The organism is Streptococcus oralis subsp. tigurinus (assembly GCF_002093545.1).
Taxonomy (GTDB): domain Bacteria; phylum Bacillota; class Bacilli; order Lactobacillales; family Streptococcaceae; genus Streptococcus; species Streptococcus oralis_C.
The window spans coordinates 228,667-242,980 of the sequence record NZ_LNVF01000002.1; the positions used below are offsets into that span (position 1 = coordinate 228,667).

Annotated in this window: 17 protein-coding genes; all 17 read left to right on the plus strand. The window is 41.3% G+C overall.

Annotated elements, in window-relative coordinates:
* Window positions 1–10: 10 nt before the first annotated feature.
* The 17 genes from ATE34_RS05220 to ATE34_RS05300 all read left to right on the plus strand — a co-directional run bounded on the left by ATE34_RS05220 (window position 11) and on the right by ATE34_RS05300 (window position 14,313).
* On the plus strand, window positions 11–1,213 hold the full coding sequence (locus ATE34_RS05220) for a phage portal protein (RefSeq protein ID WP_084911243.1): 1,203 nt from the start codon (window positions 11–13) through the stop codon (window positions 1,211–1,213).
* Window positions 1,197–1,787 carry an HK97 family phage prohead protease gene (locus tag ATE34_RS05225; RefSeq protein ID WP_084911244.1) on the plus strand — a complete coding sequence of 197 codons (591 nt, stop codon included), beginning with the start codon at window positions 1,197–1,199 and terminating at the stop codon, window positions 1,785–1,787. Before ATE34_RS05220 ends, ATE34_RS05225 begins: the two co-directional genes overlap by 17 nt.
* Complete coding sequence (locus ATE34_RS05230) at window positions 1,772–2,944, plus strand: phage major capsid protein (protein WP_084911245.1); 1,173 nt, start codon at window positions 1,772–1,774, stop codon at window positions 2,942–2,944. Before ATE34_RS05225 ends, ATE34_RS05230 begins: the two co-directional genes overlap by 16 nt.
* Before the next feature lie 11 nt (window positions 2,945–2,955).
* The gene (locus ATE34_RS05235) at window positions 2,956–3,246 is read left to right on the plus strand and encodes a hypothetical protein (RefSeq protein ID WP_084911246.1); all 291 of its coding nucleotides are present in this window, start codon (window positions 2,956–2,958) and stop codon (window positions 3,244–3,246) included.
* A 2-nt stretch (window positions 3,247–3,248) separates the two neighbouring features.
* Window positions 3,249–3,530 carry a phage head-tail connector protein gene (locus ATE34_RS05240; RefSeq protein WP_084911247.1) on the plus strand — a complete coding sequence of 94 codons (282 nt, stop codon included), beginning with the start codon at window positions 3,249–3,251 and terminating at the stop codon, window positions 3,528–3,530.
* A complete protein-coding gene (locus tag ATE34_RS05245; RefSeq protein ID WP_084911248.1) occupies window positions 3,517–3,816 on the plus strand; it encodes a phage head closure protein in 300 nt (99 codons plus the stop codon). The genes ATE34_RS05240 and ATE34_RS05245 overlap by 14 nt, the downstream gene beginning before the upstream one ends.
* Entirely contained in the window at window positions 3,813–4,160 is a 348-nt protein-coding gene (locus tag ATE34_RS05250) for an HK97 gp10 family phage protein (protein WP_084911249.1), read from the plus strand. Before ATE34_RS05245 ends, ATE34_RS05250 begins: the two co-directional genes overlap by 4 nt.
* A complete protein-coding gene (locus ATE34_RS05255; protein ID WP_084911250.1) occupies window positions 4,157–4,480 on the plus strand; it encodes a hypothetical protein in 324 nt (107 codons plus the stop codon). Before ATE34_RS05250 ends, ATE34_RS05255 begins: the two co-directional genes overlap by 4 nt.
* Window positions 4,481–4,491: 11 nt before the next feature.
* Window positions 4,492–5,070 (plus strand): major tail protein, encoded by a 579-nt coding sequence (locus tag ATE34_RS05260; protein WP_015997064.1) that lies wholly within the window; start codon window positions 4,492–4,494, stop codon window positions 5,068–5,070.
* Window positions 5,071–5,081: 11 nt separating this feature from the next.
* Window positions 5,082–5,501, plus strand: a complete 420-nt coding sequence (locus tag ATE34_RS05265; RefSeq protein WP_015997065.1) for a hypothetical protein — start codon at window positions 5,082–5,084, stop codon at window positions 5,499–5,501.
* 277 nt (window positions 5,502–5,778) lie between these two features.
* Window positions 5,779–8,799 (plus strand): phage tail tape measure protein, encoded by a 3,021-nt coding sequence (locus ATE34_RS05270; protein ID WP_084911251.1) that lies wholly within the window; start codon window positions 5,779–5,781, stop codon window positions 8,797–8,799.
* Window positions 8,796–9,518 carry a phage tail protein gene (locus ATE34_RS05275; protein WP_084911252.1) on the plus strand — a complete coding sequence of 241 codons (723 nt, stop codon included), beginning with the start codon at window positions 8,796–8,798 and terminating at the stop codon, window positions 9,516–9,518. The genes ATE34_RS05270 and ATE34_RS05275 overlap by 4 nt, the downstream gene beginning before the upstream one ends.
* Window positions 9,519–12,959, plus strand: a complete 3,441-nt coding sequence (locus ATE34_RS05280) for a phage tail spike protein (protein WP_084911253.1) — start codon at window positions 9,519–9,521, stop codon at window positions 12,957–12,959.
* Entirely contained in the window at window positions 12,940–13,140 is a 201-nt protein-coding gene (locus ATE34_RS05285) for a hypothetical protein (protein WP_084911254.1), read from the plus strand. The genes ATE34_RS05280 and ATE34_RS05285 overlap by 20 nt, the downstream gene beginning before the upstream one ends.
* A 2-nt stretch (window positions 13,141–13,142) precedes the next feature.
* On the plus strand, window positions 13,143–13,778 hold the full coding sequence (locus ATE34_RS05290; protein WP_084911255.1) for a hypothetical protein: 636 nt from the start codon (window positions 13,143–13,145) through the stop codon (window positions 13,776–13,778).
* Window positions 13,779–13,786: 8 nt separating this feature from the next.
* Window positions 13,787–14,068 (plus strand): DUF7365 family protein, encoded by a 282-nt coding sequence (locus ATE34_RS05295; protein WP_084911256.1) that lies wholly within the window; start codon window positions 13,787–13,789, stop codon window positions 14,066–14,068.
* Window positions 14,069–14,082: 14 nt separating this feature from the next.
* Window positions 14,083–14,313 carry a phage holin gene (locus tag ATE34_RS05300; protein ID WP_084911257.1) on the plus strand — a complete coding sequence of 77 codons (231 nt, stop codon included), beginning with the start codon at window positions 14,083–14,085 and terminating at the stop codon, window positions 14,311–14,313.
* Window position 14,314: the final 1 nt, after the last annotated feature.

Below are 14,314 nucleotides of genomic sequence, written 5' to 3' on the forward strand. Positions count from 1 at the left end.
GTGAGGAAAGATGGGGCTTTTAGATAGGTTTTTGAAACGTGGTAAGAGTAGAGGTGGAACGAATGTTATCACTCATTCAGATTTTGGGCTTTATATCGACGGTGACAGCTATGTGCCTTTGGCTCGCAATCCTGATGTGATTACTGCGGTCAATAAGATTGCTGACATGGTATCCAATATGACCATTCATTTAATGGAGAATACTGACAAGGGCGATGTTCGAATGAAAGACGGACTGGCTCGCAAGATTGATGTAAACCCATGCGACAATATGACTCGCAAAACTTGGATTTTCAAGATTGTGCGTGACCTATTGCTATTCGGTGACGGAAATTCAGTTCTTCATGTTGAGTATGATCCTGTGAATGATTACATTTTGAACTTGAGACCATTCGCAATGAGTGAGGTCTCTTTCAAAAGTGATGATGTTGGTTATATCGTGAATTATCGTGGTATTGACTACAACCCAAGCGAAATCGTGCACTTTGTAATCAACCCAGATCCAGACAATCCATTTGTAGGGACTGGATACAGGTTGGCTCTGAGGGATATTGTTAGGAATTTAAACCTTGCTACTCAGACCAAAAAAGGCTTTATGAATGGCAAGAACGTTCCTAGCTTAATTGTTAAAGTTGATTCTTCGAGTGCAGAATTGGCCACGCAAGATGGACGAGACAAGGTTGCTAAGAAATACTTAGCAACAAGTCAGGCAGGTGAGCCGTGGATTATTCCAGACGCTTTGTTGAATGTCGAACAGGTCAAGCCACTAAGTTTAAAAGATATTGCTATCAATGAATCTGTTGAAATTGATAAGAAAACAGTTGCTGGGCTTTTGGGAGTTCCAGCTTTTATTCTTGGAGTTGGTAATTTTGACAAAGAAGAATACAACAACTTTGTCAATACAACAGTCATGAGCATCGCCACGACAATCACTCAAACTTTAACGAGAGACTTACTCGTTTCAAATAATCGGTATTTCAAATTTAATGCTCGCTCGCTTTATTCGTATGACATTACAGAATTGTCATCAGTTGCTGAACAGATGACTAAAAGTATGGCAATGCGTCGAAACGAGTGGAGGGATTGGCTTGGGATGCCACCTGATCCTGATATGGATGAGCTCCTCGCTCTTGAAAATTATCTACCACAAGACAGACTTGGGGACCAGAAGAAGTTGAAAGGAGGTGAGGAAGAGAATGAACAAACGGAATAGTTATCGTACTGCTCAGTTCAAGACACGAGAAGAAAGTGACACTGGTGATTTGATTTTGAGCGGGTACTTTATCAAGTTCGATGAAGTTACTGAATTATGGCCGGGTTACTTTGAGGTAATCAAACGTGAGGGCGTTGAAAAAGCTATCAAAGGAGCTGACATCAGGGCATTATTTAACCATGATGATAGTTTAGTGCTTGGTCGTACTGGTAACGGGACGGTCATTTTAGGAGTTGATGAAATCGGACTTTACGGTGATATCATCATCAACAAGGATGATCCGCAAGCTGTTGGGGCCTATGCTCGTGTTCAGCGTGGCGATGTGATTGGATGTAGCTTTGGTTTCATCCCAATAAAAATCAATACGGAAGAGCAAGCAGATGGTTCGTACCTGGACACTATCTTAGAATTAGAAATCTTTGAAGTCAGTCCATGTACTTTCCCAGCCTATCCACAAACGGAAATTGCTGCACGACAGAAAGACTTTGAAAGTCAACAGCGTGCCAATCGTGAAGCGCTAGATAAGCGCAAAAAAGAAATTAAGGAGAAATTTAACCTATGCACAAATCATTGATTTTAGGCGCTCGTATGCGCAACAAAGCAGACAAAGTGGTAGAACTTGAAGAATCAATCAAAGAATTGAACAAGCGTTCTGAACTTGAAGCGAAGAAATTGGATCAAGCTGGAAATGATGAAGAAGTTTCAGCAGTTGAAAAGAGCCTGGAAAACATCCAAAAAGAATTGGATGAAAAATTGGCAGAAAAAGAGCAACTTGAAAAAGAAATCGAAGATTTGCAAAATCAAGTTGAAGAATTGAATCGCAAAGCCCCGACTTACCCAAGTCAAGAAAAACGTGGAGGACAGAAATTGGAACAACGTGATGCAATCGCTAAATATATTCGTACTGGTCAAACTCGTGACATCGTAGGCTTGAAAACTACTGATTCAGGAAGCGCAGCTTTAATCCCTACTGAAGTTTTGAAACCTCATTTTGTTAACAAAACACGTAATCCACTTTTGGATCTTGTGGAACGTGTGAAAGTTAACAGTGGATCTGGTAAATATCCAGTTATCAAGAAAACGGATGGTGTAATGGTTTCAACAGATGAATTGAAATCAAATCCAGAACTCGGAAAACCAGCAATCAGCGAGATTGATTATTCAATCAAGACTTACCGTGGATATATCCCTGTGTCACAAGAAATGATTGACGACGCAGACTATGACATCATGTCCATTGTTGAAGACGAAGTGTTCAATCAAGGTGAAAACACTGAATTGTCATTAGTTACAGCTGTCCTCAAAACAGCTACCCAAGCAGATGCATCTGGATTTGATGGTATTAAAGATATCTACAACAAGAAGCTTAAATCAATTTATAAAGCAAGTATCGTTGTAACTAAGTCAATGTTTGCTGCGCTTGACAAGGTGAAGGACAAAGACGGGCGCTACATGCTTCAAACTGATGTGGCTTCACCTACTGGCTATTCATTTGGCGGGAAAACAATCTACAAAGTAGATGACACAGTGTTCGGAAACGAAGGAGACATGAAATTCTTCATCGGAGATGTCACCGAGTTCGTCAAAGAGTTTGACCGTGCTCAAGTATCCGTTAAATGGGTGAACAATGACATTTACGGACAATTGCTTGGGCTTTTTATCCGTTTGGATATTAAGAAAGTAAATGAAGAAGCTGGATTCTTCGGAACATACACTGATGTTGTAGCTTAAGGAGGTAGCGTATGAGCTATAAAGTAATTCGTCCTTTCAAGGACTTGTCTGATCCTGAAAAACATGACTACGCTGTTGGCGACATCTTTCCTCGTGAGGGATATGAGCCAACAGATAGTTTTACAAACGGCCTTTTGACTGGTGCCAACACTGCTGGTTCTATCTTCCTTGAGGTTTCGGGAGAGGATGTGCCTAAGAAACCAGCTCCTGAAGCAACAGAAGTGAAGGAAGAGACCGCAGTTGAGCAGGAAGAAACAGTTGAGAAAGCTGCTGAAGAGCCTGCTAAGGAAGTTGAGGAGTAAGCATGGACGAAGGTCAGCTTTTAGAATTGCTGAAGCTTAAGTTGGGTATTTCAACCGACTTGAGAGACAAGCCGTTAAAAAAAATCATTTCAAGTGTCATCACTGAATTGACCGATAATCTCGGTATTGAGCTTGTCGGTGAGCGTGCTGACCATGAAATGTTTATCGTTGACTATGCTGCTTATCGCTATGAGGGTGGGGTGGATATGCCACGTCACCTTCAGTGGCGACTGCATAATTTACAGATAACATCAAAGAAAGAGGTCAAGAATGTGGAATCATGAAATCACGCTGATCTCTAAGAAAGTTACGGGTAAGGATAAGCTACTACAACCAATCTCTGAAGAAATTGAAGTTACTCTATTATGTCGGAAAAAGAAGGTTACTCGCTCTGAATTTTATCAAGCAAATCAGGCAGGTCTAAAACCGAGCTTGGTCGTTGAGGTTCGAAATTTTGAGTATGAGAATCAGGAGTTTGCGAAATTTGAAGGCAAGCAATATCGTATCTTGAAAACCTATCCTATCGATTCTGAAATTTTAGAGTTGACTTTATCAGAGGTATTGAAATGAGTAATGACCTTGCTGATTTGATAGCGAAAGAGCTTGCAGCTTACTCTGATGAGGTTACTGAAGAAGTGGATAAGATTGCAGAACAAGTTGCTGATGAGACTGTGGATGAGTTGAAAGATACAAGTCCGAAACGGTACGGAAAGTATCGTAGAAGTTGGAAAAAGAAGAAGCTGGCCAATGGCTCTTTTGTCGTTTTCAACGCAGTTGCAAGTCTTACTCACATACTTGAGAACGGACACCTTTCAAGAAATGGTGGTCGTGTCGCTGGTATCGTCCACATCAAGCCAGCTGAAGAAAAAGCAATTCAGAACTTTGAGAAGCGTATCAAGGAGATTGGGAAATGAAGCTATCAGACTTTGCTGCTATTTTGGAACAGACAAACTTGCCTGTCACTTATCGAGCGTTTAAAACTGGGAACGCTCCTGACTTACCTTACCTGATCTATTATGAATCGAGTCCAGCCATCAATGCAGCTGACAACACGGTTAATCATCAGATTAAGAGCGTGACAGTTGAGCTGGCTTTTGAGAATAAGGATGAAGATTTGGAAGAACGTCTGGAAGAGCTGTGGGCAACCCACGAGCTCTTTTTTGAAGTTCAAGAAGAAACATTTATCGAGACTGAAAGACTCTATGTCAAGTCTTATACAGTCTATCTATACTAAGGAGGAATGACATGACTCAAGAAAATAAAGTAACCTTTGGTTTAAAAAATGTTCACGTTGCGCCAATCAAATCAATTGGTGCAGATGGAGTGATTGCTTACGATGAGATTTTCCGCTTCCCTGGGGCAATGGAATTGACATTGGATCCAAAGGGTGAATCAACACCAATCAAAGCAGATGACATCGATTATCACTTCATGAACTCAAATGAAGGGTATGAAGGGAAATTCAAAATCTCTCACATTATTGAAATGTTTGCGACTAAGATTTTGGGTGAAATCAAAGATGCTCAGACGGGTGTTTTGACTGAAAAAGCTGATGCAGAATTCACATCATTTGCCTTGATGTTTGAATTTTCAGGGGACAAGAATAAAACACGTCACGTCCTTTACTACTGTTCAGCAAGCCGTCCAGGCAATGGATCAAAAACCAAAAATGGTACAAACGTCAACGAGCGTGAACTTGGCTTTAAGGCAAGTCCTCGTCCTCTGGATTCAGTTGTTAAACGTTCTATCACATCAGCTGATAATAAAGAAATTTATGACAACTGGTTCAAGAAAGTGTATGAACCTACTGCCGTTGCAGCTTAAGGAGAAGATCTATGCGTAAAATCGTTTTGGTTGGTGATCAGGAGTATGAGTTGGGCACTAATGGCTATACTCCTATCGCCTACAAGCAACAATTTGGGAAAGATTATTTCCAAGATTTGTTCTCAATGTTGAAAAATCAATCATTCATGAATGAATTGAACAAGCTGGAAGCTGAAAAAGAATTGACAGCGACTGACATTGACATTTCAATGCTAGAAGAGTTTGATATGACCTTCTTCAACCGTCTTTTTTGGACCTTTGCTAAATCTGCAAATCCTCACATCAAGCCTTATGAACAATTCTTCATGGAAATGGAAGTCTTTCCGATTCAGGAAGTTGGGCCCGTTCTGATGGAAATGCTGAATGCGAGCATGACGACAAAAAAGCACCAGATGACTCAGAATCAGCTAGCGAAGAAATCTTCACAGTAGAGTCATACTTATCTTGCTGTAAAGAAACTGGTCTGTCTATTGATGATCTAAAGCACATCTCAATCGGAATGGCTCTGGATTATCAGACGGATTATGTGAATTTAAGGAGTGAGGATAAGGGTGGCGAACGGAAGGCCACGCAAGCTGATTTTGACAGTTTTTAAAGAAAAAATGAGTGCTGAGAGAGCGATTCTGAGACCAAGTTCATTGGTCTGACTGCATTATCAGTCGTAGAAATTCTCTCAGCGCTTTTCTATTTTTTATGAAAGGAGGAAATATGGCAGGAAATATCAAAGGTATCAAAATTGAAATTGATGGTGATACGCAGCCCTTACAAAAGGCCCTGAAAAATGTCAATAAGGCTGCTACTGATGCAAGTCAGGAGTTGAGACAGATTGACAAGGCCTTGAAGTTTGACACTGGTAACGTAACGCTCCTGACTCAGAAGCAAGAAGTCTTGCAAAAGCAAGTTTCGACGACAAAAGAGAAACTAGAAACTTTGAGACAAGCTCAGTCTCAGGTAGAACAGCAGTTCAAAAATGGGAATATCGGTGCTGATCAGTACCGTGCTTTTCAACGTGAAGTCGAAGTTACTCAAAATGTCCTAAAAGGATATGAGGGTAAGCTTGCAAGTGTGAACCAGGCAATTGCTGAGAATGGGAGTGCTACTCAGAACAATAAGAACCAATTAAAAGAGTTGCAAAATGAGCAGAAGCAACTGGCTAGCGAGAATGAAAGAGTAGTCAGTTCATTCAAATTGCAAGAAAGTCAGCTAGGAGCTAATGCAAGTGAAGCTGACAAGTTGGCGCTTGCTGAGAAAAGAATTGGAGCTCAATCTGATATTGTTGCTCGGCAGATTGAAAATCTAGAAAAGCAATTGGCTCTTACAAAGCAAGAGTATGGTGAAAATTCAGCTGAAGCCAATAAGATGGAAACGCAGTTGAATCAAGCTAAAACAGCTTACTCGAATCTTTCTCAAGAGATGAGTAACCTTGGGAACGCTGGCAAACAAGCGAGCGGAACCTTAAGCGAAACAAACAATCTCTTAAAAGCTGAATTGCTCAATCAATTTTCTGAAAAACTATCAGATATCAGTCAAAAATTGGTTGATTTCGGTAAGAGTGCCCTTGAAGCCTTTCGTCAAGTAGATGAAGGTATGGATACCATCGTCACAAAAACTGGTGCTGGTGGTGAAGCGCTTGAAGGCATGCAAAAAATCGCAAATGATATTGCGACAGAGTTACCAACGGACTTCTCAACTGTCGGAAATGCCGTGGGAGAAGTCAACACACAATTTCAATTGACCGGGGAAGCATTGAAAAATGCTTCAGAGGACATTATCAAATTTTCAGAAATAAATGGTTCTGATGTAACTAATGCGACCATACAATCAAAACAAGCATTGGAAGCTTATGGATTGTCTGTCGAAAATTTATCTGCTGTTTTAGATTCGACTACCTTCGTGGCTCAAGCTACAGGTGTTTCGGTAGATGACCTGATGAAGAAGGCAACTGACGGTGCACCTCAAATTAAGTTACTAGGTCTAAGTTTTGAAGAAGCAGTAACTCTTATTGGCCAATTGGAACAACATGGTGTTGATTCATCTGCCGCATTATCAGGCTTGACAAAGGCTGCGGGAGCTTATGCCAAAAAAGGCAAATCTATGACAGAGGGGTTGAAAGAAACCATTGATTCTATCAAAAATAGTAAGAGCGAGACAGAAGCTCTTAGCACTGCGATGGAAATTTTTGGAGCAAAAAAAGCTCCTCAAATGGTTGACGCAATCAAACGTGGAGCACTAAGTTTTGAAGAATTAGGCTATACATCCCAAGTATCAGCAGGGCTAGTATCTTCAACATACGAATCTACGCTTGATCCTATTGACAAATTTAAGACAGCTCAAAATTCAGCTACTTTGGCCATGTCTGAACTAGGTGCTGCAATTGCAGAAGTCTTAGCTCCTGTTTTTGAAATGTTAGGAAATATCGTAAAGGGGCTTGCTGAATGGTTTAGCAGTTTACCTGGACCAATTAAAGAGTTTGTAGTGGTTATGGGTACTGTCGTGACTATTGTAGGTATAATTGCCCCTATATTTTTAACACTACAAGCGGCTGCAACTGCTTTGGAAATTTCGATTGGTGCAATGATTACAGCTGCTCTCCCAATTATTGGGACAGCTTTAGCGATTGCTGCTGCTGTTGCAGGAGTAGTAATTGCTTTAAAATATCTCTGGGATACAAACGAAGGTTTCCGTGAAGCCGTTACAATCGTTTGGAATGCGATTCTTGAAGTTATCAATGCAGTCGTATCAGAGATTTCTAGTTTTGTCATGAGCATCTTTGGGACAGTCGTCACTTGGTGGACGGAGAACCAGGAACTTATCAGGACAAGTGCCGAGACTGTTTGGAATGCTATTTCAGCAGTTATAGATACAGTCATGACCTATCTAGGCCCACTCATTCAAGCCACTTGGGATAATATTCAACTTGTCATCACGACAGCTTGGGAAATCATTAAGACCGTTGTCGAAACCGCAATAAACGTTGTGCTTGGGATTATACAAGCAGTTATGCAGATCATCACTGGTGATTGGTCAGGCGCTTGGGAAACTATAAAGGGAGTATTTTCAAGTGTATGGCAAGGAATACAGAGCGTGGCTCAAACCATCTTTTCAGCGATACAGTCATTTATATCAAATACTTTGAATGCTATTTCAAGCACAATTTCAAGTGTATGGAATGGTATTTCAGGAACAGTATCAAGCGTACTAAATGGCATTTCAAGCACAGTCTCGAGCGTTTGGAATGGGATTAAAAATTCCATCGGTAGTGCTATCAATGGAGCGAAGGATCTTGTCAGCACGGCTATCAACGCCATCAAAGGATTGTTTAACTTCAGCATTAGTTGGCCACATATCCCACTACCTCACTTTTCTGTTAGTGGTTCAGCAAATCCACTAGACTGGATAAGTCAAGGTGTGCCAAGCGTCAGCATCGAATGGTATGCCAAAGGCGGTATCATGACGAAACCAACTATCTTTGGAATGAATGGCAATAGCTTAATGGTTGGTGGTGAAGCTGGGAATGAAGCGGTATTACCACTCAATGACAAAACACTTGGTGCCATTGGTCGAGGTATCGCTCAGACAATGGGTGAAACTTCACCCACCATCAACATTACCATTACTGGTAACACTGTAAGAGAAGAATCTGACATCAGTCGGATTGCTGATGAGGTGGCTCAGCGCATTGCTGACGAGTTGCAACGGAAGACACAATTGAGAGGAGGATTTGCATGATAAAACATAATGAGCTTGTGATTGACGGTGTGAGGACATCGTCTTTTCCTTTTAAGGTCATTGTCCATGATTCTCCCTCAATCGCTCTAGGAGACAGCAAGACAGCTCTTTTGGAGCATGGTGGTATCAGTGGTGCAATTGTTCAGACAAACAAGCATAGGGAACCGATCAAGAAAACTTATACGATTTACTTGGTCAAACCTACTGAAGAACAGATGAACCAATTTATGAGTCTGTTCATCCGTGAGAAGTTTTGGCTAGAGAGTGAGCGAGTCAAAACAACTCGTCTTTGGTGTTATAAGGTCAATGTAAGTGACCTTGAAGAAGTGAAACCTGGTCTTTACATGACCAAGGCAACCTTCACTTGCCACCCTACCAAATACTTCAAAACCACTGACACACAGAGGTTGACAAGAAGTGGGACCTTGACCGTTCAAGGTTCTGCTCTTGCATTTCCTAAAATCACAATCGTTGGCCAGAGCGCTTCTGAAACTTCATTTACAATTGCTGGCCAGGTCATTAGGCTTGAAAGGCTTGCTGAGTCGCTTGTGATGGTCAACAATCCTGATAATCCTAGTTTTAAGACAACAACAGGAAAACCAGTGAAATGGTCAGGGGATTTTATCACAGTCGATCCAGCAAAAGTGAAGAATATTGGGGTTGTTCTAGGTACAGGTATTCAATCACTTGAAATCGAGACAGTTTGGGGGTGGGCATAATTGCTTTATTTACTTGATAAAGATGTGAGGACTGTTCGATGGAACGGGGAGCCACTTCATGAAGCGACTTCGGCGATTGTCAAAGAGACCATGAATGGCGATTTCACCTTAACTGTGAAATATCCTATTTCTGACTCAGGTTTTTATCAGCTCATCAAAGAAGATATGCTGATAAAGGCTCCGACTCCTGTTCTTGGTGCGCAGCTATTTCGTATTAAGAAACCCGTTGAACACAATGACCATCTGGAAATCACAGCCTATCACATCTCAGACGATGTGATGCAACGTTCTATCACACCAGTGAGCGTGACTAATCAGAGCTGTAGTATGGCTCTTTCTCGCATGGTTCAAAACACCAAAACTGCTTTGGGGGATTTTTCTTTCAATAGCGATATCCAGGATCGTAGGACCTTCAACACGACTGAAACAGAAACTCTGTACTCTGTATTGCTGGACGGTAAGCACAGTATAGTTGGTACATGGGAAGGTGAGCTGGTTCGTGATAACTTTGCAATGACTGTCAAGAAAAGCCGTGGTGAGAATCGTGGTGTTGTTATCACGACACACAAGAATCTGAAGGATTACCAACGCACAAGGAACAGTCAGAATGTTGTCACAAGAATTCATGCAAAGTCGACTTTTAAACCTGAAGGTGCTAAAACAGAAACGACTATCAGAGCGACTGTTGATAGTCCTCTTATCAACTCATACCCTTATATCAATGAAAAAGAGTATGAGAACAACAATGCTAAAACTGTTGAAGAGTTGCAGAAGTGGGCACAAGCTAAGTTTTCAAATGAGGGCATTGATAAGGTATCTGATGCTATCAAAATTGAAGCCTATGAACTTGATGGGCAAGTGGTTCACATGGGGGATACAGTCAATCTCAAGAGCTGGAAACACAATGTCGATGCATTCAAGAAAGCTATTGCTTATGAGTTTGATGCCTTGAAAGAAGAGTACATCTCTCTAACTTTTGATAATAAGGCAAGAACTGGTGGTTCTAGAGCTTCTGGTGGCCTATCTAGCGCAGCGGATGCAATTCTTGGTGTTACAGGAACCGCACAAGAAATTGCCCTTGAAAAAGCTCTTCAAAATGCTGACTTAGACTTTGATCATAAGGCAGGACTACTTAGACAGGAAATTTCTGACGGTATTGAACTGGCCAAAGCAAAAGCCGAAGAGGTCAAGAAAAGCCTGACAGAGACAATCGACCAGCGCTTCAGTAACTTTGACAATGGTCCATTACAAGAAGTCAAGCGTAGATCTGAAGAAGCGTTGCGAAATGCTGGTGCGAGCTCATCTCTTGCTCAAGAAGCGAAACAAATCAGTGAGCAGGCAACCGCTGATATAACCAAATTAAAAAACGAGGTCGTTGATGGATATGTCGGCAAGAATACTTACCAAGAAGGAATTCGTGGGATTGAGCGACGGATTGAGGAAGTGAAGACATCAACGAATGGCCAAATTGCTACTCAAATCGCTGACTACAAACAATCTGTAGATGGTCGATTCACAAGCTTATCTTCTCAACTTGATGGCAAAGCGAATCTTGTAGATTTTCAGCGTGTACAAGAAACAAGCAAACTCTATGAGAGGATTATCGGTAGCAACGAGAATGACATTTCGAATAAGGTTGCTCGCATGGCTCTGACTAATCAACTTTTTCAAGTCGAGGTGGCCAAGTATTCGACGGTAGGCGGTCCGAATATGCTCCGAAATTCGAGAGCGGACGACGGTCTGAAATATTGGACAGAAGCGAATGGTCGTTTGAGTTTTACGGCTCATAGTTACTACTTCAATGGTCAAAAACGCATGTTTGAATTGCGACCTGGAGCTGTCGTTAAAAGTCCACGGTTCATTGTTAAGCGAAATACTGATTATACTCTAAATATTTTAGGGTTCGATAATAACTCAAAATATTTTAGGGTTTATATTAGTAAACGCGTAAAAGGTTATGTCTCAGACTTTCAACAGAGGTTGCTGATATTCAATGGTCAGCCTCAATGGGTTGATGGTCCAGTTTTTGACAACATGAAAGCGGTCAAAAAATCCATTACATTTAATGTCGGTGAATTCGATGAATGTTATCTGCAATTTGAATACGACCGCAACAATCCTAATAAATGGGGCGGTCTGTTCATGACAGAGCTTGATTTCTATGAAGGCACGACTGACCGTCGCTGGCAACCGGCTCCCGAAGATGCGACTCTAGAGACAGACAAGACTCTTGAAGCGACTCAAACAAAAATGACTCAGCTCGCTGGCTCCTGGGCCGTTCAGAACATCAATTCAGCTGGGGATATCATTTCTGGAATCAATCTTGGTTCAAATGGTCAAAATCGTATCTCTGGTAAAGCTACTCATATCACTGGAGAAACCTTGATTGATAATGCAGTCATTAAATCTGCTATGATAGACAAGCTTAAAACCGCTAATTTTGAAGCAGGATCAGTCACGACTACGATTTTAGATGCTGAAGCAGTAACCGCTGACAAGTTGAGAGTTGACCAGGCTTTCTTTAACAAACTGGTGGCAAATGAAGCCTACTTAAGTCAGCTATTTGCCAAGCAAGCCTTCATTAACAGAGTTAAAAGTATCACGATAGATGCAAGTCAGGTTCAGTCAGGTGTTTTGAGTGGTGATAGGATTTACGGTGGGACCATTACAGGTTCAAACATCTATGGTGGAACCTTAACAGGACACACTAAAATCCAACTAGGTTCTTATGGCTCATTCGATACTACAAATGGCGGTTTACAGATTAATGTACCACGAAGCCATAATACTAAAGATGGGTTAGGAGTGCAGTTCATTGGTTCTTACGGTCGCGGCGAAGATGTTCCTTATGGCCTTTTCATTTACAAGGACTCCGATTTTACTACTGGCGGTTACGCAAGTGATAGTGATGAATTCCTACTGACAGTGAGAGGATACATTAAAGCAAAAGGAATCGGCTGGCTCAAGACAGGAAACGGAAGGATTGACGGTGGAACAACCGGTACTATTGGGTTATGGAACTCTGACAATGTATATTTGAGTTTTGGTGGTTCAAGTAATGACATTTATTATAGTTATAACAGCACAGCATATAGCCTGTGGTCAGTTATTAATAAGCATTTCTCAGACAGACGTCTGAAAGACAATATCGTTGATTGCAAGCATAAGGCTCTTGATTATATCCATCAATTCCAGTTTAAGGAATATGACTGGAAGAAGCAAGAGGATAGACCACAACAAGCACACACAAAGATTGGTTTGATTGCGCAGGAAGTTCAAGAGGTAGATCCTACACTTGTTTACGAAAACGGAGATACGTTGAATCTGGACAATCTCAGATTAACTAATATCGCACTCAAAGCAATTCAGGAACTTGCTCTTGAAAATAAAAAACTTACACAAAGATTGGAGAACTTAGAAAATGAACGCAGAACAGCTTAACCAAGCTTTACAAATGACAATTAGTGAAATGTCAACAGCTTCAACAAATTCGATGATTACAAGTAATCTCTTGAGCATTCAGTTGAAAGAGCAAAGGGCAGAGAATAAAAGACTTCAAGAACGAGTGGATGAGCTGGAAGCTCTGATTGATGAACAAACTAAACCAGCAGAAGGAGAATAAACATGGCAATCAATGGGTATAATCTATCAACAAAACCGTACTTAAGAATTTCTGGTTCTAATGTTGAGACCGTGGTAGAAATTCAATTATCAGAAGGAAATCGCTACAGCACTAACTCACGATCATTCACTGGAGATCGTACAAACGAACCAGAAGACGTCTTGATTCAAGCTGTGCTGGATATCTTAAAAGCTGAGCTAGATCCAGGAAGTGCCATTGTCAAAACACAGGCGCAGCTTGAACAAGCTGAACAGCAGATTGCGCACAACAAGAGCGAACAGGACAGACTTGCTCAAGTCATCAAGCAAACTGAAGAGAATGCCAAGGTGAACCAGAAGGTCATTCATGTTCTTGTGTTAAACTCTGTCATGAGCAAGAACATCGAATACGGAACGACCTACAAAGAGTTGGTTGAGTTAATTCAACCGGCCGAGATTGGGAAGACCTACTTACCACATGACCTGATTACCATTGAAGATCCTGAACATGTGGAGGTTAACGGCGAAGGCAAGCGCATCCTAGTGCAGCTTAACAAAGAATTCACATACAACGGCGAACCTGTCAGCGCATTTGTGACGAACGGCACCCTGGAACAAAACGGAACTGGTGTCGCTTGGAAATTTGAAGGGAAAGAATAGGGGTGCTTATGCCAGGATATGAACGACTAATCTTGCAAATCTTTCTCTCTCTAATTCCTGTTATCGGTCTTTATTTTTCGATGAAAGATAAAGCAACGAAGCAGGAGAATCGTCTCACGATTTTGGAGAAAGACATCGAGAATTTGCATGAATTCAAGACATTGGCCAATAAAAGGCTCGATAACCACGACGAACAGAATAAGGCTATCTTGGTCCTGGCCGAGCAGGTAAAATCGCTTGGTGAGGATGTAAGAGAACTTAAAAGCTTGATTCAAAACAAACAACAATAAAAAGGAGAAATAAAATGATTAACTGGAAATTGCGATTGCAAAACAAAACAACACTCATTGCTCTTCTTGGAGCAATCTTCCTTATGGCCCAACAATTCGGCCTTGAAATCCCCAAAAATATCCAGGACGGTGTGAACACATTCGTTTACATTCTTGTCTTGATTGGTGTTATCAATGACCCAACAACCTCAGGGATCTCTGATAGCAAACGTGCTCTTGAATACTACGAACCAAGCGAGGACTAAT

What these genes read in the sequence shown, in the direction of transcription:
- ATE34_RS05220 (WP_084911243.1), top strand. Translation starts at nt 11, where the DNA reads ATGGGGCTTTTAGATAGGTTTTTGAAACGTGGTAAGAGTAGAGGTGGA.
- ATE34_RS05225 (WP_084911244.1), top strand. Translation starts at nt 1,197, where the DNA reads ATGAACAAACGGAATAGTTATCGTACTGCTCAGTTCAAGACACGAGAA.
- ATE34_RS05230 (WP_084911245.1), top strand. Translation starts at nt 1,772, where the DNA reads ATGCACAAATCATTGATTTTAGGCGCTCGTATGCGCAACAAAGCAGAC.
- ATE34_RS05235 (WP_084911246.1), top strand. Translation starts at nt 2,956, where the DNA reads ATGAGCTATAAAGTAATTCGTCCTTTCAAGGACTTGTCTGATCCTGAA.
- ATE34_RS05240 (WP_084911247.1), top strand. Translation starts at nt 3,249, where the DNA reads ATGGACGAAGGTCAGCTTTTAGAATTGCTGAAGCTTAAGTTGGGTATT.
- ATE34_RS05245 (WP_084911248.1), top strand. Translation starts at nt 3,517, where the DNA reads ATGTGGAATCATGAAATCACGCTGATCTCTAAGAAAGTTACGGGTAAG.
- ATE34_RS05250 (WP_084911249.1), top strand. Translation starts at nt 3,813, where the DNA reads ATGAGTAATGACCTTGCTGATTTGATAGCGAAAGAGCTTGCAGCTTAC.
- ATE34_RS05255 (WP_084911250.1), top strand. Translation starts at nt 4,157, where the DNA reads ATGAAGCTATCAGACTTTGCTGCTATTTTGGAACAGACAAACTTGCCT.
- ATE34_RS05260 (WP_015997064.1), top strand. Translation starts at nt 4,492, where the DNA reads ATGACTCAAGAAAATAAAGTAACCTTTGGTTTAAAAAATGTTCACGTT.
- ATE34_RS05265 (WP_015997065.1), top strand. Translation starts at nt 5,082, where the DNA reads ATGCGTAAAATCGTTTTGGTTGGTGATCAGGAGTATGAGTTGGGCACT.
- ATE34_RS05270 (WP_084911251.1), top strand. Translation starts at nt 5,779, where the DNA reads ATGGCAGGAAATATCAAAGGTATCAAAATTGAAATTGATGGTGATACG.
- ATE34_RS05275 (WP_084911252.1), top strand. Translation starts at nt 8,796, where the DNA reads ATGATAAAACATAATGAGCTTGTGATTGACGGTGTGAGGACATCGTCT.
- ATE34_RS05285 (WP_084911254.1), top strand. Translation starts at nt 12,940, where the DNA reads ATGAACGCAGAACAGCTTAACCAAGCTTTACAAATGACAATTAGTGAA.
- ATE34_RS05290 (WP_084911255.1), top strand. Translation starts at nt 13,143, where the DNA reads ATGGCAATCAATGGGTATAATCTATCAACAAAACCGTACTTAAGAATT.
- ATE34_RS05295 (WP_084911256.1), top strand. Translation starts at nt 13,787, where the DNA reads ATGCCAGGATATGAACGACTAATCTTGCAAATCTTTCTCTCTCTAATT.
- ATE34_RS05300 (WP_084911257.1), top strand. Translation starts at nt 14,083, where the DNA reads ATGATTAACTGGAAATTGCGATTGCAAAACAAAACAACACTCATTGCT.